The following is a 26,642-nucleotide window of genomic DNA, read 5'->3' as shown; positions in this document are numbered from 1 at the left end:
TCAGTCTAGGGCGAGAAAAACATCTGGTGGGCGGGCATGGCGGCAATGCCACAACGCCCAGAAGGCGAGGATGATATGAACCAGCGGGTTTTCCCCGGAGCGAGCCCGCACCTTCGGGAACGAAGGGCGCAACAGCGGGTGGGGCAAGCTCAGGGGCGAAGTCATGCGCTGATACTCCCATGCCCTTGAAGGTTCATTAAATCAGCCTTTGTATACCTTCAGGTTGTCCATCACTAAACAATCATCCGGCTACCCGCAACCGTGCCGAGCGGGGGCAAATCTGCGACAATCGCAGCCCTTCCTATGCCGATCATGAAAAAGCAGGCTCACCTGCACGACTAATAAAGCCCCCATGACTGACCACGCTATCGATCAACTGCTGAAAAACCTCGACCACGCCATGATTGCCGAGCGCCATCGCTTGCGCCGGCAACTGCATGAATTGCGCAAGCGCCCGGACGAGGCGAAGCTGGCCCAGTGGGTCGACAAGGTCCAGGCGTCCTGTGCCCAGGTCACTGCGCGCAAGGCCAGCGTGCCGAGCATTCGTTACGACGACAGCCTGCCGATCGCCGCCAAGCGTGACGAAATCAAAAAAGTCCTCGCCGCGCATCAAGTGCTGATCATTGCCGGTGAAACCGGCTCGGGTAAAACCACCCAGTTGCCAAAGATCTGCCTGGAGCTGGGGCGTGGCCAGCATGGTCTGATTGCTCACACCCAGCCGCGGCGGATCGCGGCGCGCAGTGTTGCCACCCGGGTGGCCGAAGAACTGGGCACGCCATTGGGGGCGCTGGTCGGTTATCAAGTGCGTTTTGAAGACCAGAGCGACGCCAATACCCTGGTCAAGCTGATGACCGACGGTATTCTCCTGGCCGAAACCCAGCACGACCGTTTTCTCGAGCGCTACGACACCATCATCGTCGACGAAGCTCACGAGCGCAGCCTGAACATCGACTTCCTGCTCGGTTATCTGAAAACCCTGTTGCCGCGGCGCCCGGACCTCAAGGTAATCATTACCTCGGCGACGATTGATCTGGAGCGTTTCTCCAAGCACTTCAACGACGCGCCGATCATCGAAGTCTCCGGCCGCACCTACCCGGTGGAAACCTGGTACCGGCCATTGACCAGCGAACAGGACGAGGAGGGCAACCGTGTCGAGGACGACCTCACGGTTGATCAGGCGATTCTCGCCACCCTCGACGAGATTGCCGCCCATGAGCGCAGCCAGGGCAAAGGCCCGGGCGACGTGCTGGTGTTCCTGCCTGGCGAGCGCGAGATTCGCGACGCTGCGGAAATGCTGCGCAAGGCGCAGTTGCGTCACACCGAGATCCTGCCTTTGTATGCGCGGCTGTCGCCAGCCGAGCAGCAGAAGATTTTCCAGTCCCACCCCGGTCGGCGAGTGGTGCTGGCGACCAACGTCGCCGAAACCTCGTTGACGGTGCCGGGTATCCGCTATGTGATCGACAGCGGCACGGCGCGGATCAGCCGTTACAGCTACCGCGCCAAGGTTCAGCGTTTGCCGATCGAGGCGGTGTCACAGGCCAGTGCCAACCAGCGTAAAGGCCGCTGTGGCCGGGTCGAACCGGGCATCTGCGTGCGGCTGTACAGCGAAGAAGACTTCAATGCACGGCCAGCGTTTACCGATCCCGAGATCCTGCGTACCAACCTCGCGGCGGTAATCCTGCAGATGCTGCACCTGCGCCTGGGTGAGATCGACGCCTTCCCGTTTATCGAGCCACCGGATGGCAAGGCCATCAGCGACGGCTTCAACCTGTTGCAGGAGCTCTCGGCGGTCAACCGCGAGAACCAGCTCACCCCGCTTGGGCGTCAGCTGGCGCGCCTGCCGGTCGACCCGCGGCTGGGGCGCATGCTGCTCGAAGGTGCCAAGCAGGGCAGTCTCAGTGAACTGCTGATCGTTGCCAGCGCCTTGTCGGTGCAAGACCCGCGCGAGCGTCCGCCGGAGCGTCAGCAAGCCGCCGACCAGGCGCATGCACAGTGGAAAGATGCCGACTCGGACTTTGCCGCGCTGGTCAGTCTGTGGCGTGGTTTCGAAGAACAGCGCCAGGCGCTGACCGCCAGCCCGCTGCGCAACTGGTGCCGGAAGAACTTCCTCAACTACCTGCGCCTGCGTGAATGGCGCGATGCCCATCGGCAGTTGAGCCTGATTTGCCGTGACTTGCAGCTGAGCATCAACAAAGAGCCGGCCGACTACCCGAAACTGCACAAGGCAATTCTTTCCGGCCTGCTTAGCCAGATCGGCCAGAAGACCGAAGACGGCGACTACCTGGGCGCCCGTCAGCGGCGTTTCTGGGTGCATCCGTCGTCGGGGCTGGGCAAGAAGCGTCCGCAGTGGATCATGACCGCCGAGCTGGTCGAAACCACCAAGCTGTATGCGCGCATGGTGGCCAAGATCGAACCGGACTGGATCGAGCCACTGGCCACTCACCTGATCAAGAAGAACCATTTCGAGCCGCACTGGGAGAAGAAGCGCGGCCAGGTGGTGGCTTATGAGCAGGTCACCCTGTACGGCCTGATCGTGGTCGGCCGCCGCCCGGTGCACTTCGGGCCGATTGATCCGGTGATGTCTCGCGAGCTGTTCATCCGCGAAGCGCTGGTGGGCGGCGAGATCCAGTCGAAGGCCAAGTGCCTGAGCGCCAACCGGCGTCTGCTTGAGCAGCTCGACGAGCTGGAGGCCAAGGCCCGGCGCCGGGATATTCTCGCCGATGACGAGACCCTGTACGGCTTCTATGAAGCACGTTTGCCGGCTGAGATCCATCAGACCGCGACCTTCGACAGCTGGTACCGGGTCAACAGCCAGAAAGACCCGCAACTGCTGATCATGCGCGAAGAAGATGTGTTGGCGCGCGAAGCCAGCGAAGTTACGGCGGCGCAGTATCCCGACACCTTGCGCCTGGGTGACCTGAGCCTGGCCTTGAGTTATCACTTCGAGCCCAACCATCCGCGCGACGGTGTCACCGTGCGGGTGCCGGCGCCATTGTTGCCAAGCTTGCCGGGTGAGCGCCTGGAGTGGCTGGTGCCAGGTTTGCTCGAAGCCAAATGCATTGCCCTGGTACGCAACCTGCCCAAGGCCTTGCGCAAGAACTTCGTGCCGGTACCGGACTTCGTCAAAGCGGCGTTGCAGCGCATGACCTTCGCCGAAGGCTCGTTGCCGCAGGCCCTGGGGCGTGAATTGTTGCGCATGACCGGCGCGCGGGTCAGCGATGAAGCCTGGGCCGAAGCGGCCGGGCAGGTGGACAACCACCTGAAGATGAACCTGGAAGTGGTCGATGGTCAGGGCAAGTTTCTTGGTGAGGGCCGCGACCTGACCGAGCTGACCGCACGCTTTGTCGCCGCCAGCCAGGCCGCACTGGCTGTGCCGCAGACCGAGAAAAGCCAGCAGCCAGTACAGGCCAAGGCCTTTGCCCAAGTTGCCGAGACCGCCCAGCAGAAGATCGCTGGGCTATCGATGACCGTGTACCCGGCTTTAGTGGAAGAAAACGGTACGGTCAAGGAAGGGCGTTTCTCGACCCAGGCCGAGGCCGAGTTCCAGCACCGCCGCGCCTTGCAGCGTCTGCTCCTGCAACAGCTGGCCGAACCGGCCAAGTTCCTGCGCGGCAAGCTTCCGGGGCTGACTGAACTGGGTTTGCTGTACCGCGAGCTGGGGCGTATCGATGCCTTGGTCGAGGATATCCTCCTGGCCAGCCTCGATAGCTGCATTCTCGAAGGTGAAGAGCATCTGCCTCGCGATGGTGCCGGCCTGGCTTCCCTGGCCGAGCGCAAGCGCGGCAGCTGGACCGAGCATGCCGAACGCCTGGCCCGCCTGACCCTGGAGATCCTCAAGCTTTGGCACGGCCTGCAAAAACGCTTCAAGGGCAAGATCGACCTGGCTCAGGCCGTGGCGCTCAATGACGTCAAACAGCAGCTCGGCAATCTGGTCTATCCGGGCTTTGTCCGCGAAACCCCGGGGCTGTGGCTCAAGGAGCTGCCGCGCTACCTCAAGGCCATCGAATTGCGCCTGGAGAAGCTCGGCTCCCAGGTGCAGAAGGACCGGGTCTGGAGCGGTGAGCTGGGCAATCTGTGGACCCAGTACAAGACCCGCGCTGACAAACATGCCCAAGAGGGCAAGCGTGACGAACAACTGACCCTGTACCGCTGGTGGCTGGAAGAATACCGGGTATCGCTGTTCGCTCAGCAGCTCGGCACCAAGGTGCCGGTTTCGGACAAACGACTCAGCAAGCAGTGGAGTCAGGTAGAAGCCTAAACGGCTGCAGTTGTGGCACACTTGACCGATATTCGCCGCTGCCGCGCCCATCCTGGCGGCAGCAGCGCTTACCGAATGAAGTGCCCGGCAGCGCTCGCGCTGACGGGGTTATTACGTGTAAAAGTTGGTACGTTCGTGCCAGCTGACCGAATCGAACAGGCCGTTGCCCGATCGGCATCGGCCCCTGAACAGAGGAACGACCGTGCATAACGTCGTCATCAGCGGCACCGGCCTGTACACCCCGGCCAACAGCATCTCCAACGAAGAGCTGGTGGAGTCTTTCAACGCCTATGTGCAGCAGTTCAACGCTGACAATGCCGAGGCTATCGAGCTTGGCGAAGTGCAGGCCCTGGCCGAATCCAGCGCCGCCTTCATCGAAAAGGCCTCGGGGATCAAGAGCCGCTTTGTCATGGACAAGGACGGCATCCTCGATCCGCAACGCATGAAGCCACGCTTGCCGGAGCGCACCAACGACGAACCGTCGATTCTCTGCCAGATGGCCGTTGCGGCTGCCGAACAGGCTCTGCAACGCGCTGGCCGTACCGCTGCCGATGTCGATGCGGTGATCGTCGCCTGCTCCAACCTGCAGCGCCCGTACCCGGCGATTGCCATCGAAGTGCAACAGGCCCTGGGTATCAACGGCTTTGGCTTCGACATGAACGTCGCCTGCTCTTCGGCCACCTTCGGCATCCAGACTGCTTGCAACAGCGTGCAACTGGGTCAGGCCCGCGCGATTCTGGTGATCAGCCCGGAAATCTGTACCGGCCACCTGAACTTCCGTGACCGCGACAGCCACTTCATCTTCGGTGACGCCGCCACCGCAGTACTGGTCGAGCGTGCCGACCTGGCCACCTCGGCGCATCAGTTCGACATCGTCAGCACCAAGCTGCTGACCCAGTTCTCCAACAATATCCGCAACAACTTCGGCTTCCTCAACCGTGCGGCCGAGGAGGGCATCGGCGCCCCGGACAAACTCTTCGTCCAGGAAGGCCGCAAGGTGTTCCGTGAGGTCTGCCCGATGGTGGCCGAGCTGATCGCTCAGCACCTGGCTGAAAACAACATCAGTGTCAGTGACGTCAAGCGCTTCTGGCTGCACCAGGCCAACCTGAGCATGAACCACCTGATCGTCAAGAAGCTGCTCGGTCGCGATGCCCTGGAAGAAGAGGCACCGGTGATTCTCGACAGCTACGCCAACACCAGCTCGGCGGGCTCGGTGATCGCCTTGCACAAACATCAGGACGATCTGGCAAAAGGCGCTCTGGGCGTACTGAGCTCCTTCGGTGCCGGCTATTCCATCGGTAGCGTGATTCTGCGCAAGCGCTGAAGCCTGCGAACCGTCTGACAACAGTAAGACGGTTCTGCCTTGAAACAAAAGGACGCGCTCCGCAGCGGGCGTCCCTTTTGTTGCTGGCTGCATTTGTAACAAAACCGTCTAATCGAACTCTACCGACACAACGACGGATGGATGGCGATGATGGGCGAAGAACAAGGCCGCTTGCTCGAACGGCTGCTCGCAGGCGAGCAACCGGCTTTCAAGGAACTGGTAGACACCTATCAGGGCGCCATGCGCGCAGTGGCGTATGCCATTGTCGGTAGCCGCAATGCCGACGAGGTGGTGCAGGATGCCTGGCTGGCGGTGGTACGCAACCTGGCAGGGTTCCAGCAGCGTTCCAGTCTCAAGACCTGGCTGCTGACCATCACGGCCAACACGGCAAAAAACCGCTACAAACAGAATCGCCGGGAAGTGCTGCTCGACGACCTGCCTGCGCCACATGGCACCATCGGCGATGAGCGATTCGCCAGCGATGGCCATTGGTTGTTAGCGCCTTCGGCCTGGCATGAAGACTCGCCTGAAGCCTTGCTCAGCCAGGATGAGTTGCGCGAGTGCCTTGAGCATACTTTGCTCAGCCTGTCCGAGCTGCAGAGCAGCGTCCTGGTGCTGCGCGAACGCCAGGGACTGGAGCTGGAGCAAATCTGTAATCTTCTCGATATTTCGCTCTCCAATGTCCGCGTGCTGCTGCACCGGGCACGGCTGAAGGTCTTCGCGACCCTGGAACATTTCGAGGAAACCGGCCAATGCTGACCTGCAAGGAACTTGTCGCCCGCTCAAGCGATTACCTGGATGGAGAACTTCCCCTGGGTGAAAAACTGCTGGCTCGCCAGCACCTGTTGTTTTGCAAAAGCTGTCGACGGTTCATCAAGCAGATGCGTTTGACCCAGGCGACGATCAAGGCGCTGCCGGAGGCGCCGGTAGACGACATTGACGAAATCGTCCAGCGCATGACAGACGCCAGGCGAACTCAAGACAAACCCTGAAAATCGCGCCGGAAGGCCCTGCAACGGGGCTTTCCTGCTTATTCCCATTAGAAGTAAAAAGTTCCCCTGTAACAAAACATTTATATAAAAGCCACTGATCTGACATAACCCCCCGCCAAGATTCCTCCCCAGCACAAGTGGCTCAAGCCGCGTGTTTTTCCAACATTATCAAGACCATAAAGTAGGGGAGCTTCTTCGATGATCCGTAAGCACTTCGCAGGTTTCGCAGCCAGCGCCTTGGCCATGGCCGTTACCGCCCAGGCTTTTGCGGGTACCGTGACCACCGACGGCGCCGATATCGTAGTCAAGACCAAGGGTGGCCTCGAGGTCGCTACCACCGACAAGGAATTCAGCTTCAAGCTGGGCGGTCGTGTTCAGGCTGACTACAGCCGTTTTGACGGTTTCTACACCAAGAACGGCAACACTGCCGACGCCGGTTACTTCCGTCGTGCTTACCTGGAACTGGGCGGGGTGATGTACACCGACTGGGCCTACCAGATTGCTTACGACTTCTCGCACAACTCCGGCGGTGACAACCGTTCCGAAGATGGCTACTTCGACGAAGCCTCCCTGGCTTACAACGGCTTCAAGCCGGTGTCGATCAAGGTGGGCCGTTTCGACCCTGAGTTCGGTCTGGAAAAAGCCACCAGCTCCAAGTGGGTAACGGCTCAGGAACGTACCGCAGCTTACGATCTGGTCGACTGGACCAACTCGCACAACGGCGGCATGGGTCTGCAGGCATCCGGTAACGCCGGCGACTCGCTGTACGGTTCGGTGGGTGTGTTTGCCAAAGACGCGACCAACCAGGACAAAGACGGCGACAGCACCAAGCAGTTCAACCTGCGCGGCGTCTTCGCACCTATGCACGAGGCGGGTAATGTCCTGCACTTTGGTATCAACTACGCCCAGCGCGACCTCTCCGACACTGCATTCGATGGCCGTATCCGCAGCCGTCTGGGCATGCGTGGCGTGAGCACCGACGGTGGCCAGGATGCCGGTGACAATGGCAACCGCCTGGTTCTCGGTGGCGCCAACAACACCCCGGCCGGTGCCTACGACACCGACAAGGCCTGGAACCTGGAAGCGGCCTGGGCCATGGGCCCGTTCTCGGTGCAGGGTGAGTACATCAAGCGTGACACGCAAGCTGACGATGATGCGTTCTCCGACATCAAGTCCGAAGGTTACTACGGCCAACTGGCCTACACCCTTACCGGTGAAGCGCGCGGCTACAAGCTGGGCAAATTCGACAGCATCAAACCGCAGAACAAGCAGATCGGTGCCTGGGAACTCTTCTACCGTTACGACCACCTGAGCACTGACGATGACAATGGCGCATTTGCTGATATTGGCGATGTGGAAGCCAAAGTGCACAACGTCGGTGTGAACTGGTACGCCAACGAGTCGATCAAGCTCAGCGGCGTGTACGTCAAAACCAAGGTCGACAATGCCGAGAACGCTGCCGGCGACGACAGCGGCGACGGCTTCGTCATGCGCGCGCAGTACGTGTTCTAAGTAACACCGCTCCTCATCCGTTAGATCTTCAGCCCCGCTTTGCGGGGCTTTTTTTCGTCTGCGCGACGAGGCAGACTGCGCCAATGCCTAACCTTATCCTGTCACACCTTGCCGAACTCACACCTGCAGCCTGGGATGCCCTGGTGCCAGCAGAGCAACCGTTTTTGCGTCACGCGTTTCTGAGCAGCCTGGAAGATAGCGGCAGCGTCAGTAAACGCACTGGCTGGACGCCTGCGCATCGCGCACTGACGGATGCTGACGGGCAGCTTCAGGCTGCCCTGCCGGCCTATGTGAAAACCCACTCCTTTGGTGAATACGTCTTCGATCATGGTTGGGCCGACGCTTGCGAGCGTGCGGGGGTTGCCTATTACCCGAAGCTGCTCTGCGCGGTGCCGTTTTCCCCGGTCTGTGGCCCACGGCTATTGGGGCAGCCCGAAGCTGCTGCGCAATTGATGGATCGGCTTACCGAGGACTTGGCGGAGCAGGGCTTGTCGGGGGCGCATGTCAATTTCACCGATGAGTTTGCTGACGCACTAATGCGCGGTCGCGAAGGCTGGATGGAACGCCTGGGGTGCCAGTTTCACTGGCGCAATCAGGGCTATCGGGACTTTCAGGATTTTCTCGACAACCTCAGCTCACGCAAGCGCAAGCAGATGCGCAAAGAACGTGAGCAGGTGGCGGGGCATGGCATCGATTTTCGCTGGTACCGTGGTGATGAACTGAGCGAGGCGCAATGGGATTTCGTTTTTGCCTGCTACGCCAACACTTATGCAGTACGTCGTCGGGCACCGTACCTGACCCGCTCGTTCTTCAGCCTGCTGGCCGAGCGCATGCCGACGGCGATCCGCGTGGTGATGGCGCGCCAGGCCGGGCGTGAGGTGGCCATGGCCTTCAGCCTGGTAGGCGGTGACAGTCTGTACGGGCGCTACTGGGGATGCCTGGATGAGTTCGACCGGCTGCATTTCGAGACCTGTTTTTATCAGGGCATGGACTTTGCCATTGCTGAGGGGCTGCAGCGCTTTGATGCCGGTGCACAAGGCGAGCACAAATTGATTCGTGGCTTTGAGCCGGTGATCACCCGCTCCTGGCATTACCTGCTGCATCCGGGACTGCGCCGGGCCGTGGTGGAGTTTTTGCAGCAGGAACGGGCAGGGGTGCTGGCCTATGCCGAAGAGGCACGCACGGCATTGCCCTATCGGCAATGCTGATGGTGGGAGCGGGCTTGCCCCGCGATGCGATGTAACCGGTAAACCGCAATCGCGGGACAAGCCCGCTCCCACCATCAGTCGATGCCGACAAACCCACCGGTCTGGTGATGCCACAAGCGCGCGTACAACCCTTGCTGTGCGAGCAGTTCGGCATGGCTGCCCATCTCGGCAATCCGGCCTTTTTCCAGCACCACCAGGCGGTCCATGCGGGCAATGGTCGACAGCCTGTGGGCGATGGCGATCACGGTCTTGCCCTGCATCAGGGTCTCGAGGCTTTCCTGAATCGCTGCTTCGACTTCCGAGTCCAGCGCGGAAGTGGCCTCGTCCATGATCAGGATCGGCGCGTTCTTGAGCAGCACCCGGGCAATGGCGATGCGCTGGCGCTGGCCACCGGAGAGCTTGACCCCGCGCTCACCGACATGGGCATCGAAGCCGGTGCGGCCCTGGGCATCGGACAGCAGCGGGATGAATTCATCGGCGCGGGCTTGACGGACCGCTTCCCAGACCGCTTCGTCACTGGCGTCGGGGCGTCCGTACAGCAGGTTTTCGCGGATCGAACGGTGCAGCAGCGAGGTGTCCTGGGTGATCATGCCGATCTGCGCGCGCAGGCTGGCCTGGGTCACCAGGGCAATGTCCTGGCCATCGATCAGGATGCGTCCGCTTTCCAGGTCATACAAACGCAGCAGCAGGTTGACCAGGGTTGATTTACCCGCGCCGGAGGGGCCGATCAGGCCGATTTTCTCGCCAGGACGAATGTCCAGGTTCAGGCCATCGATAATCCGGGCACCTTTGCCGTAGTGAAAGCAGACATTCTCGAACTTCACCGCACCGCGATCGACTTTAAGCGCCGGGGCTTTCGGTGGGTCGGTGACGGTGACCGGCTGGGCGATGGTCTGCAGGCCATCCTGAACCATGCCGATGTTCTCGAAGATGCCGTTGACCACCCACATGATCCAGCCGGACATGTTGACGATACGTATCACCAGGCCGGTGGCCAGGGCGATGGCGCCGACGCTGATCAGTGACTGGGTCCACAGCCACAGGGCCAGGCCCGTGGTGGTGACGATCAGCAGGCCGTTGAGGCTGGTGATGACCACGTCCATGCTGGTGACCACGCGGGCGGCCAGTTGGGTTTTTTCAGTCTGTTCGCTGATCGCTTCGCGTGCGTATTGCTGCTCAAAGTCGGTGTGGGCGAAGAGTTTCAGGGTGGTGATGTTGGTGTAGCCATCGACGATGCGGCCCATGAGTTTGGAGCGGGCATCGGAAGAAATCACCGCACGGGCTTTGACCCGCGGCACAAAGTAGTAGAGCGCGCCGATGTAACAGAGGATCCAGCTGATCAGCGGCAGCATCAAGCGCCAGTCTGCCTCGGCAAACAGCACCAGTGAGCTGATTGCATAGATCAGCACGTGCCACAGGGCGTCCACCGCCTGCACGGCCGAGTCGCGCAGCGAGTTGCCGGTTTGCATGATGCGCTGGGCAATGCGTCCGGCAAAGTCGCTCTGGAAGAAATTCAGGCTCTGCTTGAGCACATAGGTGTGGTTTTGCCAGCGAATCATGCTGGTCATGCCGGGGCTGATGGTCTGGTGCACCAGCAGGTCGTGCAGGCCGACGAACACCGGGCGCAGCAGCAGTGCTACCACCAGCATCCAGGTCAGCTCAGCGGCGTGTTCGCTGAAAAAGTTGATGTTGGGGGTGCCCTGGGCCAGATCGATGATCCGGCTCAGGTAACTGAACAGTGCCACTTCGATCAGCGCGCCGATCAGGCCGACCACCAGCAGCGCAGCAAAGCTGGGCCAGACCTGGCGCAAGTAGTACAGATAAAACGGCAGTACCGTACTTGGCGGCGAGGCGCTGGGGGCTTCACGAAAGATATCGATCAGCTTTTCGAACCGGCGAAACAGCATGAAGAAGGTAACTCCTGTTCAGTCAGACCCTCAGGCCTTGGCTCACGTCCCTGTGAAGCCCGGGGTCAGTCGAGGCGTTTGGCCGACTTGATCAGTACCGGATCGACCGGCACGTCACGCATGCCTTTCTTGACGGTGGTCGGCGAGTTGACGATCTGATCGACGACGTCCATGCCTTTGACCACCTTGGCGAATACCGCGTAACCGGCGTCACGACCCGGGTCAAGGAAGGCGTTGTCGGCTACGTTGATGAAGAACTGGCTGGTGGCCGAGTTGGGGTTCGAGGTGCGCGCCATCGACAGCGTGCCACGGGTGTTGTGCAGGCCGTTGCTGGCTTCGTTGAGGATCGGAGCCTTGGTTTCTTTTTGCATCATCTGCTCGGTGAAACCACCGCCCTGCACCATAAAACCAGGGATCACCCGGTGGAAAATGGTGTTGGTGTAGAAACCGCTATCCACGTATTGCAGGAAGTTCTTGGTGCTGATCGGCGCTTTGACCGGGTCCAGTTCCACTTCGATCTGGCCGAAGCTGGTGTCGAGCAATACATGGGGCGCCTTCTCGGCAGCCATCAGGCTGGTGGCGAAGACGACCGAGCAAGTGGCGAGCAGGAGTTTTTTCAGCATGGGCTCAATGTTCCTTGAGAGGTGGTGGACGCCGCCAGAAACCGCAGCAGCGTCTGATTGAAAATGTGCGGTTGATCCAGGGGTGTAGCGTGCCGGGAATTTTCGATGACCGCCAGTCGCGCCTGGGGAATCAGGGCCACATAGCGCTCTTTCAGGGCTACCGGGGTGTAATCCTGATCAGCACTGATGACCAGCGTAGGACAGCGGATCTGCCCCAGGCGTTCGCTGACGCCCCAACCGACAATGGCATCGAAGCTGGCAAGGTAAGCGCGCTTGTCGTTTTTCGCCCAGCGTTCGGCCATCTTGCGGCGCAGGTCGGCCTGGTGCGGTTCAGGGAACAGCCGCGCAGCCAGGCCCTTGCCGATGGCCTCCAGGCTCAGCGCGCGGGCCAGGGCCCAGCGCTTGGCCCACCAGATCCAGTCCTGGCGGGTGCGGCGCTTGACCTCCGGGGCGCTGTTGACGATGCACAGGCTGCGTAGCCACTGCGGGTGATCGACCGCGAACTGAAAGCCGACCATGCCGCCCATCGACAGGCCGACCAGGTGCACAGGGCCGGTCTGCAGCTGTTCGAGCAAGGCCAGCAGATCGGCGCTGAAGCTCTGGATGCTGTAGCGCTCGCGAGGTTTGTCGGAGCGACCGTGGCCACGGATGTCCATCAGGATCACCCGGTAGTGACGGGCAAGTGCCGGTATTTGCATCTCCCAGTCCTGACAGCTGGAGCCCAGGCCATGCAGCAATACCAGCGGATCGCCCTGGCCGTATTCCTCGTAGTGCAGCGAACAACCTTCATGTTCGAAATAGGCCATGGGCATGATTCCTGTCAGGCTTGGGCGGGAGCGGCGAAGGGCACGTCCAGCGGCGCGGTATCGAAGTTGCGCAGCAATTCGATGAGGATCTGCGTGGCCGGGCCCAAGGGTTTGTCCTTGTTGGAGTAAAGGTAGAACAGTGGATGGCGACTGCCACCCTGATCCAGCGGCAAGGGCTTGAGCACGCCTTCGCGCAATTCCCGTTCGATCAGGTGGCGTGGCAGCCACGCAAAGCCCAGGCCACTGCTGACAAAAGTCGCCGCAGTCGCCAAGCTGCCCACGGTCCAGCGCTGTTCGGCGCCGAGCCAGCCGACATCGCGCGGTTGCGCACGGCCCGAGTCGCGGATCACCACTTGCAGCTGGCTTTCCAGATCCTGGAAGTTCAGCTCGCGACCCAGTCGATGCAGGCTGTGATCGGGATGGGCCACGGCGACGAACTCAACCGAACTGAGCTCGGTACCCAGGTAGCCGGAAATATTGAAGCCGCTGATCGCCAGGTCGGCGATGCCTTCATGCAGCACCTCTTCGACCCCGGACAGCACTTCTTCACGCAGGCGCACGCGGCAACCGCGGCTTTGCGGCATGAAGGCGCTCAAGGCACGGACCAGGCGGGCATTGGGATAGGCGGCATCGACCACCAGGCGCACTTCGGCCTCCCAGCCTTGTTCCATGTGGTGCGCCAGATCTTCCAGCTGACTGGCCTGCTTGACCAGTTGCCGGGAGCGGCGCAGCAGCACGTTGCCGGCTTCGGTCAGCACCGCCTTGCGTCCGTCGATGCGCAGCAGCGGCACCCCCAGTTGGTCCTGCATGCGCGCCACGGTGTAGCTTACCGAGGATTGCGAACGGTGCAGCGCTTCGGCCGCCTGGGCAAAACCACCGTGATCGACCACCGCTTGCAGGGTCCGCCACTGATCCAGGGTAACGCGCGGCGCTTTCATCTTCGGCTCCTGTTGTCCTAAGCTGGCGCTCTTTCATGGAGAGCGTCGTATGAAAAAATGTTGTGCTGTACTGCTGGCCCTGCTTCCGCTCACAGCCTTGGCTTATCCCATCGATGTGGAAAAAAACCTCGATGGCGTCAAGCTCGACTACACCACCTACGACACCGACCGTGACATCGGGTCGATCACCCTGAACAACTACGGTGAGGTGGCCGCCCAGTGCAAGGTGCTGTTCCGTAACGGCCCGGAAGCCCCCAGGGTGCGCCGGGTACAGGTGCCGGCCAGGCAGAGCAAGGATGTCACCGCTAAATTCAACCGCGAGATCATCAAGCTGCGCATCAGCCTGGACTGCAAGCCGCAATAAGTGAGGCTAGCGCACCGGCACAATAAAACAAATAAACTGATAGATTGCACCCAGATTTTACGCTTTTTAATCGATCGGTCACTGTTTAGTCTTACCTCCATCGACTTACCACATTCGCCGATGGAGGCAACCCATGTCCCGTGTACTCGTAATCGAAAGCAGCGCCCGCCAGCAGGGTTCGATCTCCCGGCAGCTGACCAGTGACTTCGTCAGCCAGTGGCAAGCCGCCCATCCTGGCGACCAGGTCACCCTGCGCGACCTGGCCCTCAACCCGGTGCCGCACCTGGATGCCAACCTGCTCGGTGGCTGGATGAAGCCCGAAGAGCAGCGCAACAGCGACGAGCTGCAGGCGCTGGCCCGCTCCAACGAACTGACAGACGAAGTGCTGGCCGCTGATGTACTGGTACTGGCTGCGCCGATGTACAACTTCACCATCCCTAGCACCTTGAAGGCCTGGCTGGACCACGTACTGCGTGCCGGCATCACCTTCAAGTACACCGAAACCGGCCCGCAGGGGCTGCTGACCGGCAAGAAGGCCTACATTCTCACGGCCCGCGGCGGCATCCATGCTGGCGCCTCGAGCGACCATCAGGAACCGTACCTGCGCCAGGTGATGGCCTTCATCGGTATCCACGATGTGACCTTCATCCATGCTGAAGGCCTGAACATGGGCGGTGACTTCCATGAGAAGGGCTTGAACCAGGCCAAGGCCCAGCTGGCCGCGGTGGCGTGATTGCACTGAATTTTCCCGCCTGACACCTGTTGCTCCTTTGGGTGTACCTGCCCGGTCATTGCCTTGTGCATGACCGGGCTTTTTTGTCTGTTGCAATCGCGGGGCAAGCCCGCTCCCACCGGTGGGAGCGGGCTTGCCCCGCGATCGGTGAACCGCTAAGGTCGCCGCCTCCACAGCAAGGGGCAACCATGGGCTATTTATTGATCGTCGCACTGATCCAGGCGTTTTCCTTCAGCCTGATCGGCGAGTACCTGGCAGGTCATGTCGACAGCTATTTCGCCGTGCTGGCGCGGGTAGTGCTGGCCGGGCTGGTGTTTTTGCCGCTGACCCGCTGGCGTCAGGTCGAGCCGCGTTTCATGCGCTCGATGCTGCTGATTGGCGCCCTGCAATACGGCATTACTTATGTCTGTCTGTACCTGAGCTTCAGGGTGCTGACCGTGCCGGAAGTGCTGCTGTTCACTATCCTCACGCCCCTGCATGTGACCCTGATCGAGGATGCCCTGAACCGGCGCTTCAATCCCTGGGCGCTGGTGGCGGCCCTGGTGGCGGTGGCGGGCGCGGCAGTGATCCGCTTCGAAAGCATCAGCCCGGACTTCTTCATCGGCTTCCTGCTGCTGCAACTGGCCAACTTCACCTATGCCGCCGGCCAGGTGCTGTACCGTCACCTGATCGCGCGCAATCCCAGCGACCTGCCGCATTACCGGCGTTTTGGCTATTTCTACCTGGGTGCCTTGCTGGTGGTATTGCCGGCGTTCCTGGCGTTCGGCAACAGCCAACACCTGCCCAGCACCGATGTGCAGTGGCTGGTGCTGCTGTTTCTCGGGCTGTGCCCGACGGCGCTGGGGTTGTACTGGTGGAACAAGGGCGCATGCCTGGTTTCCGGCGCGACCTTGGCGGTGATGAACAACCTGCACGTACCGGTGGGGCTGCTGCTCAACTTGTTGATCTGGAATCAGCACGAGCCCCTGGGTAGGTTGTTCATCGGCGGGGCGGTGATTCTGGCTTCGCTATGGCTCGGTCGACTCGGCAGTCAGCGTCCGTTGCTGGTGGGGCAGGCCCGCCGGTAGCAGGCCGGCGCGCAGGTCATTGCCGCTGGGCTGCTGATACAGGCTCAGGCCGAACTCCGGCATCACCGCCAGCAGGTAGTCGAAGATGTCGCCCTGGATGCGCTCATAGTCGGCCCACGCGGTGGTGCGGGTGAAGCAGTAGATCTCCAGCGGCACACCCTGGGCGGTGGTCTGCATCTGGCGGACCATGCAGGTCATGTTCGGCTGGATTTCCGGGTGGCTCTTCAGGTAGGCCAGGGCATAGGCGCGGAAGGTGCCGATGTTGGTCATGCGCCGACGGTTGGCGGAAAGCTCGGCGACGTTGCCCTGAGCCTCGTTCCAGGCCTTGAGCTCGCTGCGCTTGCGGGCGATGTAGTCGGTCAGCAGGCGCACTTCGCCCAGGCGCTGTTCCTCATCGTTGCGCAGGAAACGTACTCCGCCGGCATCGATGAACAGGCTGCGCTTGATCCGCCGCCCGCCCGACTGCTGCATGCCGCGCCAGTTCTTGAACGATTCGGACATCAGCCTCCAGGTCGGAATGGAGACGATGGTCTTGTCGAAGTTCTGCACCTTGACCGTGTGCAGGGTGATATCCACCACATCGCCGTCGGCGCCGACCTGGGGCATCTCGATCCAGTCGCCAACCCGCAGCATGTCGTTGCTGGTCAGCTGCACGCTGGCCACGAACGACAGCAGGGTGTCCTTGTACACCAACAGGATTACCGCCGACATCGCACCCAGGCCCGACAGCAGCAACAGCGGCGAACGGTCGATCAGCGTGGCGACAATAATGATCGCGCCAAAGACGTAGAGCACCATCTTCGCCAATTGCACATAACCCTTGATCGAGCGTGTGCGGGCGTGTTCGGTACGCGCGTAGATGTCCAGCAGGGCGTCGAGCAGGGCACTGATGGCCAGCATCAGGAACAGAATGGTGAAGGCCAGCGCGACGTTGCCGAGGAAATGCTGGCTGGTGGCATTGAGCTCCGGCACCAGTTTCAGGCCGAACTGCACCACCAACGATGGTGTCATCTGCGCCAGGCGGTGGAACACCTTGTTTTGCAGCAGATCATTGACCCAGTGCAGTGCCGGCTGTCGGCCCAGCAGCTTGACGGCGTGAAGTATCAGGAAGCGTGCCACCCGGCCCAGCACCAGGGCGATGACCAGCAGCACACCCAGGCCGAGGCCCGCGTGTATCACGGGATGTTGATCAAGAGTGCCCCAGAGATCGAGGGCGTTTTGCCAGAACTGTTCAATAGCCATGCGGTAGTTGACGTGTCCGAAGTGAAAATGAGGGGTTATTAGAGCCCGGAACGGTGCATCAATGCCAAAAGAAATTCGGCGTAGGCGCTGGAAAACGTTACCCTATACGGCTGAATTTCTGCACATGCCCGAGGTACACCCGTGTTTTCCCAATTCGCCCTGCACGAACGCCTGCTCAAAGCCGTTGCTGCACTGAACTTCGAAGAGCCGACTCCGGTGCAGGCGGCCGCCATTCCCCTGGCTTTGCAGGGGCGTGACCTGCGGGTGACGGCGAAAACCGGTAGCGGCAAGACTGCAGCCTTCGTACTGCCGGTGCTCAACCGCCTGGTCGACCTCAAGCAAAAGCGTGTCGAGATCCGTGCCCTGGTACTGCTGCCCACCCGTGAGCTGGCCCAGCAGACCCTCAAGGAAATCGAGCGTTTCGCCCAGTTCACCTTCATCAAGGCCGGCATGATCACCGGTGGTGAAGACTTCAAGGAACAGGCCGCCATGCTGCGCAAGGTGCCGGATATCCTCGTCGGTACCCCGGGCCGTATGCTCGAGCAACTGAACGCCGGCAACCTCAAGCTTGAGCATGTGCAGGTCGTCGTTCTCGACGAAGCCGACCGCATGCTCGACATGGGCTTCTCCGAAGACGTCGAGCGCCTGTGCGGCGAGTGCCCGAACCGCGAACAGACCCTGCTGTTCTCCGCCACCACCGGCGGTGCCGGTCTGCGCGACATGATCGGCAAAGTGCTCAAAGACCCTGAGCACCTGATGCTCAACACCGTCAGCCAGCTCAACGACGGTACCCGTCAGCAGATCATCACCGCCGACCACAACCAGCATAAAGAGCAGATCGTTCAGTGGCTGCTGGCCAACGAGACGTATCAGAAGGCGATCATCTTCACCAACACCCGGGTCATGGCCGACCGCATCTACGGTCACTTGGTGGCCAAGGACGTCAAAGCCTTCGTCCTGCATGGCGACAAGGACCAGAAAGACCGCAAACTGGCCATCGAGCGCCTGAAGCAGGGCGGTGCCAAGGTGCTGGTGGCGACCGACGTCGCGGCCCGTGGCCTGGACGTTGACGGCCTGGACCTGGTGATCAACTTCGACATGCCGCGCAGCGGCGACGAGTACGTGCACCGTATCGGTCGTACCGGTCGTGCCGGCAACGAAGGCCTGGCGGTTTCGTTGATCTGCCATGGCGACTGGAACCTGATGTCGAGCATCGAGCGTTACCTGAAGCAGAGCTTCGAACGCCGTGTCATCAAGGAAGTCAAAGGCACTTACAGCGGGCCGAAGAAGGTCAAGGCCTCGGGCAAGGCTGCTGGCGTGAAGAAGAAAAAGACTGACAAGAAGGGCGACAAGAAGGTCGTGGCCAAGCGCAAGCCGACCGCCAAGCCGAAGCCTAATGCACCGCTGGCCAGCGCCGACGGTCTGGCGCCGCTCAAGCGTCGCAAGCCGGCCCCTACTGCAGAGTAAAGCCATTTATCGCGGGGCAAGCCCGCTCCCACAGGGCTGAATGTCTACCTGTGGGAGCGGGCTTGCCCCGCGAAAGCTCACACGTTCTTCTCCGCCGACTTCAATTCCTGCAACCGCTTGTCGATCAGCTGGCACTTGTCCGGCAGGTCCTTGCTGGCACTTTCAAGCTTCATACCTTTCAACTCGTCATTGATCTCCTTGGCCTTCTGCGGATTCTGCTCCGTCAGTCGCGTTACCTCCTTGGCCAGCTCCTCGCGTTTTTCCGTAGCTTCTTCAAGCGTGCACGCCCAACTCGGCAAGGCCAACAGCAAGCTGGCGGCGGCAGCGATGTTCAACAGGCTTTTCATGGGCAGAGCTCCCTTGGCTTGGTCTTGCGGTTGAGCCGCAAGCGGCGCGCAAAGTTCAGTCGAAGCGCAACACAAGGCTGGCAATCAACGCCTGCAGCCGCTGATAATCGGCGCTGGATCCACAGTTGCCGAGACTCTGCCATGCCGTTAGCCGATAGCGGGTGCCCGCAATGAGCGCCACCCGTCGCAATACCGATGCCTTTGCCCTGCAAGTAATGCTGGTGCTGTGCCTGATCTGGGGCATTCAGCAGGTAATGATCAAGCTGGCCGCGCCAGATATTGCGCCAGTGATGCAACAGGCCCTGCGTTCGGGCATGGCGGCGGTACTGGTCGGCCTGCTGATCTGTTTTCGCGGCGGCTGGGACCAGGTCGCGCACACCTGGCGCGGCGGGCTGCTGGCCGGTGCGCTGTTCGGGGTGGAGTTTTTGTTCATTGCCGAAGGCCTGAAGCTGACCTCGGCGGCGCACATGTCGGTGTTCCTCTACACCGCGCCGGTGTTCACTGCTCTTGGCCTGCACTGGCTGCTGCCGAGCGAGCGTCTACGGCCCCTGCAGTGGTTGGGCATCGTCCTGGCCTTCGCCGGTATTGCCTATGCCTTTGCCGGTGGCGTGTCGCTGTCTGAGATGGACGGGCGCATGCTGTTGGGCGATGCCTTCGGCGTGCTGGCAGGTCTGGCCTGGGGCGCGACCACCGTGGTGGTGCGCGCTTCCCGGCTGTCGGAGGCACCTGCGACCCTGACCTTGTTCTATCAACTGGCGGTCGGTTTTGTCGGCTTGTTGCTGATTGCCGCCGTCAGTGGCCAGGTCACCCAGGTGCAATTCACGCCTCTGTCTATTGGCAGCCTGTTGTTCCAGGGGCTGATCGTGTCGTTCTTCAGCTACCTGACCTGGTTCTGGCTGCTGCGTCGTTACCTGGCGTCGAACCTGGCGGTGTTTTCCTTCATCACTCCGCTGTTCGGGGTGACCTTTGGTGTGCTGCTGCTGGGCGAACCACTGAGCCTGAACTTCGTGCTCGGGGCCATCATGGTCCTGCTCGGCGTCACGCTGGTCAGTGCTGAGCAGTGGGTGCGCCGACGGTTGCGCAGCCTGCTCGGCTAGGCTGCGGCCGCCAGAGCAGTGCACCGCCCAGCAGTAGGCCGCAGCCGGCGATGACCAGTGCCGGTTGCAGGCTGGCGGCGAACTGATTGCTCAGTGCGGCCAGCAACGGCCCGCTGAGCTGGCCAAGGGCGAAACAGGCGGTGAGCAAGCCTGCGTTGCGCTGGTAGGCATCGGGTGACAGTTCGCGCAGGCGTTGCATCATCAGTTGCATGCAGGCCAGGAACGGCGTGCCGCACAACAACACCCCCAGGGCCAGTCCCGGACCATTGCCCAGCAAGCAGGCGAACACCCCGGCAGCCTGCAACCAAAGCGTCGTCATCAACCAGCGCGAGGTGCTGCCCCAGTGTGGACGGCGATAGCTGGCCACTATCACACCCACTGCCGCCGCCAGGCCGAACCCTGGCCAGAACAGGTCCGCCAGCCAGTGTCCGTGGAAGCGGGCGCTGGCCATCTGTGACATGAATGTGGCCGGGATGATGTAGCCGATGCCGTACAGCGCGTAGATCAAGCCCAAGCGTGCGATTCCTTGGGTTGGCCCTTGCATCGCCGAAGATCCACCGGCAGGCGCAGAGGACTGTGGCCGGGGCAGAAAGGGTAGCACTGCCAGCAGCATCACCAGCGCGCCAGCGGCATAGATCAGCCACAGTGAAGCCGAGCCCAGGCCGTACAGGTTGGAGAACAACGCCAGCAGGCCGGTGAGCATGATACCGACGCCTGGCCCGGCGAACACCAGAGCCCCGAGCCGGGGCCGATTGCTTGCTGCCGCCAGTTGCTGGCTGAGGCTGGTGAGCATCACCAGCACCCAGGCACTGGCCACGCCGGTACCGAAGCGCAACAGCATGTGACTCCAGAAACCGTGGGCCCAGAACGAGGCCAGGGTCAGCCCTGCGCAGAGCCACAAGCCTGCGTGCAGACGCGCGCTGACCTGGCCCGGGCGACTGGCAAACATGGCGTCCAGCGCGCCGAGCAGGTAACCCAGGTAGTTGGCGGCGGCGATCAGGCCGGCGGCGGTCAGGCTGATCTGACCTTCAGCGATCAGGTGCGGCAGTTGCGGGGTGAGGGCAAAGCGGCCAATACCCATGGCCATCATCAGGGCCACGGCACAGGCAAGCAGACGAATGGACGGGGACATGCTCAAGCTCCTGAAAGGGGATCAATGACCGTCAGGCTAAAGGCGATTGACTTTCAGTAAAATTGAATAATGATGAGGAAGTTGTTCAGTTATGGAGAATATCTAATGGAGCTCAGTCAGCTGCGCATCTTCCAGGCGGTCGCCGAGGAAGGCTCGATCACCCGGGCCGCCGAGCGCTTGCACCGGGTACCGTCGAACCTGTCGACACGCCTGCGCCAGCTGGAAGAGCAGCTGGGCGTCGAGTTGTTTCGCCGCGAGCGTCAGCGTTTGCAGCTGTCGCCCGCAGGCAAGGTACTGCTCGATTACGCCGGGCGCATGCTGGCACTTCGCGATGAAGCTTTCGCGGCGGTGCAGGGCGGGCAACCGGCGGGGGACTTTGCCCTTGGCACCATGTACAGCACTGCCGCCATTCACCTGCCGGCACTGCTGGCGCGCTATCACAAGGCTTATCCGGCGGTGAACCTGCAGGTGCAGGCGGCGCCCAGCGGTGAGCTGCTCGAAGGCCTGCTCAGCGGTCGTCTGGACGCTGCCCTGGTGGATGGGCCACTGGCCCTGGCCGGGCTGGACGGTGTGCCGCTGTGCGATGAAACCCTGGTGTTGATCACCGAGCCCGATCATCCGCCGGTGCACAGCGCCCGGGACGTAGCCGGGCGGGCGGTGTTTACCTTCCGCCAGGGGTGTTCCTACCGTATGCGCCTGGAGGCCTGGTATGCCCATGACCATGCGGCCATGGGCCGGGTGATGGAAATCGAGTCGTACCCGAGCATGCTTGCCTGTGTGATTGCCGGGGCGGGGGTGGCGTTGATGGCGCAGTCGATGCTCGACAGCTTGCCGGGGCGTGAACGGGTAGCGGTGCATCGCTTGCAAGCACCTTTCGATCTGGCCACGACCTGGTTGATGTGGCGCAAAGGCATGCGCGGCGCGAATTTGAGTGCCTGGATCGATCTGCAACAAGGGGAAACAGTTGCTCAGACGGCCGAGGTGGCGGTCAGGGCTTGATTAAGATCAAACTTGACCCAACTTGTAGTCCTAGAGCATGCGCAATCCAAGACATAGGGCTATGATCTGTATGAAGCATCGCAGGATTGAAACGCCGTGCAGGCGGACCCGTGAGGGGGAGTTATGAGAAACAATCTGTTCAACTGGCTTCATGACCTGGCTGCGGCTCTGGGTTTGATTCCACCGCCGTTGCAGCCGGTGCCGATCCCTACCGACGAGGAGCAGCGCAAGCGCCAGCCGCGTCGCTAGGCGCCTGGCAGGGCCGCCGCATCAGGGTGATGCGACGGCCACCGTTGGCCTGGATCAGGCCAGGTTTACCGCACCCACCGGACGGCGGGACATCAAACTCACTACCACAAAGCTCACCAGCGCGATCGCCAGGCTGTAGTAGATCGGCGTGTTGGCATCCATCCCATCCTTGATCATGAACGCCAGGGCAGTGACAAAGCCCAGGGTCATGCTGGTGATTGCACCGGCAGTGGTTGCGCGTTTCCAGAAGATCGCACCGATCAGTGGCACCAGCATACCGCCGACCAACAGGTTGTAGGCCAGGGTCAGGGCACTGATCACGTCTTCGACCACCAGGGCGATACCCAGCACGGCAATGCCGGTGAGCAGGGTGAACAGGCGGTTGATGGCCAGGCTCGATTGCTTGCCACCGCGCAGCTTGGGCAGCAGGTCTTCGGTCAGTACGGTCGAGGCTGCCAGCAGGCCAGCACTGGCCGTGGACATCATCGCCGCCAGCGCTGCTGCAATCACCAGGCCGCGGATGCCGTCAGGCAGGGCGGATTTGACGATCGCGGCAAAGGCGTTGTTGGCGTTGGCCAGGTCCGGCAGCAGCACATGGGCCGCCATGCCGATCACCGCACACACCAGACCGTAGATCACGCAATAGACACCGGCAACGGTACCGGCACGCTTGGCGACTTTCTCGTCACGGGCGGTGAACACCCGCTGCCAGATGTCCTGACCGATCAGGATGCCGAAGAAGTAGATCAGGAAGTAGGTGATGATGGTGTCCCAACCGATGGTGGTCAGGCTGAAGCTGGCACTTGGCAGCTTGGCGACCAGTTCGTCCCAACCGCCCACGCGATACAGGCAGATCGGCAGCAGGACAAACATCAGGCCAACGGTCTTGATCACGAACTGAACGATGTCGGTCAGGGTCAGCGACCACATGCCGCCGATGGTGGAATACACCACAACCACACCGCCGCCGAGCAGAATCGCGGCCCAGAAATGCATATCGAACAGCACTTGCAGAACGGTGCCGATAGCCAGGGTCGAGGTCACGGCGATCATCAGCGCGTAGGCGAGCATGATCACAGCACTGGCCTGACGGGCCATGGGGTTGTAGCGCTGTTCCAGCACCTGGGTCACGGTGAAGATCTTCAGGCGCAGCAGCGGTTTGGCCAGGAACAGGTTCAGGGCAATGATGCCCAGGCCCAGGGCCGCACACAGCCAGAAGCCCGAGATACCGTGGACGTAACCGAGTTTCACGGTACCGACCGTCGAGGCGCCGCCCAGTACGGTGGCGGCCATGGTGCCCATGTACAGGCTAGGGCCGAGGTTACGTCCCGCTACCAGGTAATCTTCATGGGTTTTTGCTTTGCGCATGCCATACCAGCCAAGCCCGAGCATGCCGGCCGCATAGATCAAGACAACGAATAAGTCTAAGGCCATGGGTGTCTCCGATTATCTTTATTATGGTGAGATCGATCCTGGCGCCAGGCAAGCCCGGCGCCGGTCATTCGTCTACTTCACCGGCCGCTGGTGCGATCCGGCGATCATGGCTCCTGCCTCGTTGTAGCTCCTGGTGCCTGTCGGTCAGCGGCGAGCAACGCCCGGCAAGACACAGAGCATTTCGTAGAGCAGGTTGGCGCCGAGCAACGAGGTGTTGCCGGTGGTGTCGTAAGGTGGCGAGACTTCCACCAGATCGCAGCCAATCAGGTCAAGGCCCTGGCAACCACGGATGATTTCCATGGCCTGGATGGTGGTCAGGCCACCGATTTCCGGGGTGCCGGTACCTGGGGCCCAGGCCGGGTCGATGCCGTCGATGTCGAAGCTCAGGTACACCGGGCCACCGCCGACTTTCTCACGGACTTCAGCCATCAGTGGTGCCAGGGATTTGTGCCAGCATTCTTCGGCCTGGACCACGCGGAAGCCCTGTTTGCGGCTCCAGTTGAAGTCTTCGGCGGTATAGCCCTGGGCGCGCAGACCGATCTGCACCACGCGGTCGCAATCGAGCAGACCTTCTTCCACAGCGCGGCGGAAGGTGGTGCCGTGGGCGATCTTCTCGCCGAACATGTGATCGTTGACATCAGCGTGGGCATCGATATGCACCAGGCCTACCTTGCCGTGCTTCTTGTGGATCGCGCGCAGGATCGGCAGGGTGATGGTGTGGTCGCCACCCATGGTCATGGGGATGACATTGTGCTCGAGGATTTCGTCGTAGGCTTCTTCGATGATGCGCACAGCTTCAAGCAGGTTGAAGGTGTTGATCGCCACGTCACCGATATCGGCTACTGACATCGAATCGAAGGGAGCAGCGCCAGTGGCCATGTTGTAAGGACGGATCATCACCGACTCGGCACGGATCTGCCGTGGGCCGAAACGGGTGCCGGAGCGCAGCGAAGTACCGATGTCCAGGGGGATGCCGATGAAGGCAGCATCAAGGCCTTCGGCGCTTTGCAGGTGAGGGAGACGGAGCATGGTGGCGATGCCGCCGAAACGCGGCATTTCGTTGCCGCCCAGTGGTTGGTGCAGAATCTTGTCCACGGTCGGGCCTCATCGATTCGATTGTTTTAGTTGTTGGAACCTGTCTTGTGGGTCGGCTAGTAACCCTGAAGTGCTGGCAAGCAGGTGCATTGCGGCAGAGTCTGCAAAAGGTAGTGGGCAAAAAGAATCGCTACAGGCAAATACTTAGTTCAGGTTTTTCTAAACTATCGGCGGGAATCTGGTTAGACTTTTGCCAATCACTGCCTTTTCGGACCCGTAAGCCATGGCTTCTGCACTGCCAGATCTGAAACTCCTGCGCATCTTCGTCAGCGTCGTACGCCATCAGGGCTTCGCCAATGCCCAACGCGAACTCAACCTTTCGACCTCGGCTATCAGCACCTACATGAGCCAGCTGGAGGCGGCTCTGGGGATCGTCCTGTGTCACCGTGGGCGCGGGGGCTTCAGCCTGACCAGCAAAGGCGAACTGTTTCATCAGGAAACCCTGCGCCTGCTGGCCGAAATGGACGGCTTCGAGCAATACGCCGCAGCGCTCAAGGGCGAGTTGCGCGGTACGTTGAACCTGGGGGTGATCGACTCGACCGTCGGTGATCGCGCTTTGCCGCTGGCCGAAGCGATCGGGGCCTACAGCCAGGAACACCCGGCGGTGCACCTGCACCTGTCGGTGTCCAGCCCCTACGAGTTGCAGCTGGGCGTGCAGGACAACCGCCTGGACCTGGCCATCGGTGCGTTTTCGACGCGCATGAGTGGACTGGTCTATCAACCGCTGTACCGTGAGCAGCACTGGCTGTACTGCAGTAACCGCCACCCGCTGTTTCACGAGCGGCGCATTCCTGAACAGGTCATCACCCAGCAGCGCATGGTCGGGCGCGGCTACTGGAGCCAGGCGGAACTGGCCCGTCACGGTTTCAAACACAGTGCGGCGACGGTGGAAAGTATGGAGGCACAACTGATTCTGGTGCTGTCCGGGGCCTACATTGGCTACTTGCCGGAGCACTATGCCCAGGCCTGGGCTGACAAGGGCGATTTGCGCGTATTGTCACCCGCGACCTTTGGCTATCAGGCGCCGTTTTCCATGATCATCCGTCGCGGTCGCAGCCGCGAACCCTTGATTCAGACCTTCCGCGATTTGCTCAAGGCGCAGCTCACCCCGGCCTGACCGAAATGACCTCTGAAAAATTCATATGGAACCGGAGATTTCCTCGGTAAACGGGCTACTTTCCAGTAAATGCTCTGCTAAACCTGTACTGCGTTGATGTCATTTCCCCATCATCCTTCGGCAGGTATCGCACAGATGCGTATGAATTTGCCCGTCACTGAGCACGAAAGAACCTTCCCCAGCGAACAACGACTGATTTCCACCACCGATCTCAATAGTCGGATCACCTACTGCAACGACGCCTTTGTTGCCATCAGTGGCTTCACATACGAAGAGTTGATCGATCAGACGCACAACCTGGTACGCCATCCGGATATGCCGCCTGCGGTGTTCGCTCATATGTGGGAAACCATCAAGCAAGGCAAGCCGTGGATGGGCGTGGTCAAGAACCGCGCCAAAAACGGGGACTTCTACTGGGTCAGCGCCTATGTAACGGCGATCTACGAGAACGGTCGGATCAGCGGTTATGAGTCGGTGCGCTCAGTGCCGAGCCGCGAGCAGATCCGCCGTGCCACGGCGCTGTATGCGCGCTTGCGCCAGGGGCGGGCAGCGGTGCCCTGGGCTGCGCGCGTCGGGGAAGTGCTCGAGTATGGCTGGCCATTGGTTGGCGCCGGTTTGCTGTCAGTGGCAGGTTACCTGTGGCTGCCACAATACGCAGCGCTTGGCGTGCTGATGAGCAGCCTGCTCAGCGCCTGGTACCTGATCGAATCGCGGCAGAACCGCGTGCTCAA

At 61.3% G+C, this 26,642-nt stretch carries 23 protein-coding genes and 1 pseudogene; 15 read left to right on the top strand and 9 right to left on the bottom strand.

Annotated features, from left to right (window positions below; genetic code table 11):
- The first annotated feature begins 352 nt into the window (after positions 1 to 352).
- From hrpA to ACVI9W_RS05775, 6 genes are all read left to right on the top strand, one after another.
- On the top strand, positions 353 to 4,258 hold the full coding sequence (gene hrpA, locus ACVI9W_RS05800) for an ATP-dependent RNA helicase HrpA (RefSeq protein ID WP_461529445.1): 3,906 nt from the start codon (positions 353 to 355) through the stop codon (positions 4,256 to 4,258).
- A gap of 202 nt (positions 4,259 to 4,460) precedes the next feature.
- Complete coding sequence (locus ACVI9W_RS05795) at positions 4,461 to 5,582, top strand: beta-ketoacyl-ACP synthase III (RefSeq protein WP_461529444.1); 1,122 nt, start codon at positions 4,461 to 4,463, stop codon at positions 5,580 to 5,582.
- A 147-nt stretch (positions 5,583 to 5,729) separates the two neighbouring features.
- Positions 5,730 to 6,341 carry an RNA polymerase sigma factor gene (locus ACVI9W_RS05790; RefSeq protein ID WP_461529443.1) on the top strand — a complete coding sequence of 204 codons (612 nt, stop codon included), beginning with the start codon at positions 5,730 to 5,732 and terminating at the stop codon, positions 6,339 to 6,341.
- The gene (locus tag ACVI9W_RS05785; RefSeq protein ID WP_461529442.1) at positions 6,335 to 6,574 is read left to right on the top strand and encodes an anti-sigma factor family protein; all 240 of its coding nucleotides are present in this window, start codon (positions 6,335 to 6,337) and stop codon (positions 6,572 to 6,574) included. The genes ACVI9W_RS05790 and ACVI9W_RS05785 overlap by 7 nt, the downstream gene beginning before the upstream one ends.
- A 198-nt stretch (positions 6,575 to 6,772) precedes the next feature.
- Positions 6,773 to 8,086, top strand: a complete 1,314-nt coding sequence (locus ACVI9W_RS05780; protein ID WP_157193593.1) for an OprO/OprP family phosphate-selective porin — start codon at positions 6,773 to 6,775, stop codon at positions 8,084 to 8,086.
- Positions 8,087 to 8,169: 83 nt separating this feature from the next.
- Positions 8,170 to 9,294, top strand: coding sequence for a GNAT family N-acetyltransferase (locus ACVI9W_RS05775; protein ID WP_461529441.1), 1,125 nt, complete (start codon positions 8,170 to 8,172; stop codon positions 9,292 to 9,294).
- A 74-nt stretch (positions 9,295 to 9,368) separates the two neighbouring features.
- Here ACVI9W_RS05775 and ACVI9W_RS05770 read toward each other — a convergent pair whose 3' ends face one another.
- The 4 genes from ACVI9W_RS05770 to ACVI9W_RS05755 form a co-directional block, all read right to left on the bottom strand.
- Entirely contained in the window at positions 9,369 to 11,201 is a 1,833-nt protein-coding gene (locus ACVI9W_RS05770; RefSeq protein ID WP_461529440.1) for an ABC transporter ATP-binding protein, read from the bottom strand.
- 65 nt (positions 11,202 to 11,266) lie between these two features.
- Positions 11,267 to 11,824, bottom strand: a complete 558-nt coding sequence (locus ACVI9W_RS05765; protein ID WP_422421179.1) for a peptidylprolyl isomerase — start codon at positions 11,822 to 11,824, stop codon at positions 11,267 to 11,269.
- Complete coding sequence (locus ACVI9W_RS05760; RefSeq protein ID WP_461529439.1) at positions 11,818 to 12,630, bottom strand: alpha/beta fold hydrolase; 813 nt, start codon at positions 12,628 to 12,630, stop codon at positions 11,818 to 11,820. Before ACVI9W_RS05760 ends, ACVI9W_RS05765 begins: the two co-directional genes overlap by 7 nt.
- Positions 12,631 to 12,644: 14 nt before the next feature.
- Positions 12,645 to 13,568 carry a LysR family transcriptional regulator gene (locus ACVI9W_RS05755; protein ID WP_191833041.1) on the bottom strand — a complete coding sequence of 308 codons (924 nt, stop codon included), beginning with the start codon at positions 13,566 to 13,568 and terminating at the stop codon, positions 12,645 to 12,647.
- 49 nt (positions 13,569 to 13,617) lie between these two features.
- Between ACVI9W_RS05755 and ACVI9W_RS05750 the strand changes: the two genes are divergently transcribed.
- The 3 genes from ACVI9W_RS05750 to ACVI9W_RS05740 all read left to right on the top strand — a co-directional run bounded on the left by ACVI9W_RS05750 (position 13,618) and on the right by ACVI9W_RS05740 (position 15,732).
- Positions 13,618 to 13,932, top strand: a complete 315-nt coding sequence (locus ACVI9W_RS05750; protein ID WP_157193589.1) for a 3-phosphoglycerate kinase — start codon at positions 13,618 to 13,620, stop codon at positions 13,930 to 13,932.
- Between the two features lie 133 nt (positions 13,933 to 14,065).
- Positions 14,066 to 14,665, top strand: coding sequence for an FMN-dependent NADH-azoreductase (locus ACVI9W_RS05745; protein WP_461529438.1), 600 nt, complete (start codon positions 14,066 to 14,068; stop codon positions 14,663 to 14,665).
- Between the two features lie 188 nt (positions 14,666 to 14,853).
- Positions 14,854 to 15,732, top strand: a complete 879-nt coding sequence (locus ACVI9W_RS05740; RefSeq protein WP_461529437.1) for a carboxylate/amino acid/amine transporter — start codon at positions 14,854 to 14,856, stop codon at positions 15,730 to 15,732.
- Here the strand turns inward: ACVI9W_RS05740 and ACVI9W_RS05735 are convergent.
- Positions 15,673 to 16,974: a mechanosensitive ion channel family protein gene (locus tag ACVI9W_RS05735; RefSeq protein ID WP_461529436.1), complete on the bottom strand. Its 1,302-nt coding sequence runs from the start codon at positions 16,972 to 16,974 to the stop codon at positions 15,673 to 15,675. The two genes, ACVI9W_RS05740 and ACVI9W_RS05735, sit on opposite strands and share 60 nt — an antisense overlap.
- Positions 16,975 to 17,115: 141 nt before the next feature.
- Here ACVI9W_RS05735 and ACVI9W_RS05730 point away from each other — a divergent pair, with 141 nt between their 5' ends.
- Positions 17,116 to 18,441, top strand: coding sequence for a DEAD/DEAH box helicase (locus tag ACVI9W_RS05730; RefSeq protein ID WP_461529435.1), 1,326 nt, complete (start codon positions 17,116 to 17,118; stop codon positions 18,439 to 18,441).
- Positions 18,442 to 18,518: 77 nt separating this feature from the next.
- On the opposite strand, the gene ACVI9W_RS05725 is transcribed toward ACVI9W_RS05730, so the two are convergent.
- A complete protein-coding gene (locus ACVI9W_RS05725) occupies positions 18,519 to 18,788 on the bottom strand; it encodes a hypothetical protein (RefSeq protein ID WP_461529434.1) in 270 nt (89 codons plus the stop codon).
- Between the two features lie 170 nt (positions 18,789 to 18,958).
- On the opposite strand from ACVI9W_RS05725, the gene ACVI9W_RS05720 reads away from it, so the two are divergent.
- Positions 18,959 to 19,885 (top strand): DMT family transporter, encoded by a 927-nt coding sequence (locus ACVI9W_RS05720; protein ID WP_038613568.1) that lies wholly within the window; start codon positions 18,959 to 18,961, stop codon positions 19,883 to 19,885.
- Here ACVI9W_RS05720 and ACVI9W_RS05715 read toward each other — a convergent pair.
- Complete coding sequence (locus tag ACVI9W_RS05715; protein ID WP_461529433.1) at positions 19,836 to 21,017, bottom strand: MFS transporter; 1,182 nt, start codon at positions 21,015 to 21,017, stop codon at positions 19,836 to 19,838. The two genes, ACVI9W_RS05720 and ACVI9W_RS05715, sit on opposite strands and share 50 nt — an antisense overlap.
- 105 nt (positions 21,018 to 21,122) lie before the next feature.
- Between ACVI9W_RS05715 and ptrR the strand changes: the two genes are divergently transcribed.
- Positions 21,123 to 22,016 carry a putrescine utilization regulator PtrR gene (gene ptrR / locus ACVI9W_RS05710; protein WP_157193585.1) on the top strand — a complete coding sequence of 298 codons (894 nt, stop codon included), beginning with the start codon at positions 21,123 to 21,125 and terminating at the stop codon, positions 22,014 to 22,016.
- A gap of 123 nt (positions 22,017 to 22,139) precedes the next feature.
- On the top strand, positions 22,140 to 22,265 hold the full coding sequence (locus ACVI9W_RS05705; RefSeq protein ID WP_256205393.1) for a PA1414 family protein: 126 nt from the start codon (positions 22,140 to 22,142) through the stop codon (positions 22,263 to 22,265).
- A gap of 54 nt (positions 22,266 to 22,319) precedes the next feature.
- Here the strand turns inward: ACVI9W_RS05705 and ACVI9W_RS05700 are convergent, their stop codons facing one another.
- Positions 22,320 to 23,699, bottom strand: coding sequence for a sodium:solute symporter family protein (locus ACVI9W_RS05700; protein WP_038613566.1), 1,380 nt, complete (start codon positions 23,697 to 23,699; stop codon positions 22,320 to 22,322).
- A gap of 144 nt (positions 23,700 to 23,843) precedes the next feature.
- Complete coding sequence (gene speB, locus ACVI9W_RS05695; protein WP_038613564.1) at positions 23,844 to 24,794, bottom strand: agmatinase; 951 nt, start codon at positions 24,792 to 24,794, stop codon at positions 23,844 to 23,846.
- Positions 24,795 to 25,017: 223 nt separating this feature from the next.
- Between speB and ACVI9W_RS05690 the strand changes: the two genes are divergently transcribed.
- Entirely contained in the window at positions 25,018 to 25,911 is an 894-nt protein-coding gene (locus ACVI9W_RS05690; RefSeq protein WP_038613562.1) for a LysR family transcriptional regulator, read from the top strand.
- A 96-nt stretch (positions 25,912 to 26,007) separates the two neighbouring features.
- Positions 26,008 to 26,358: pseudogene (locus ACVI9W_RS05685) on the top strand (PAS domain-containing protein); the annotation flags it as partial.
- Positions 26,359 to 26,642: the final 284 nt, after the last annotated feature.

This window comes from Pseudomonas sp. 210_17 TE3656, assembly GCF_054821965.1.
Note: the sequence above shows the minus strand (reverse complement) of the source record. Positions and strands in the feature narration are given on the sequence as shown.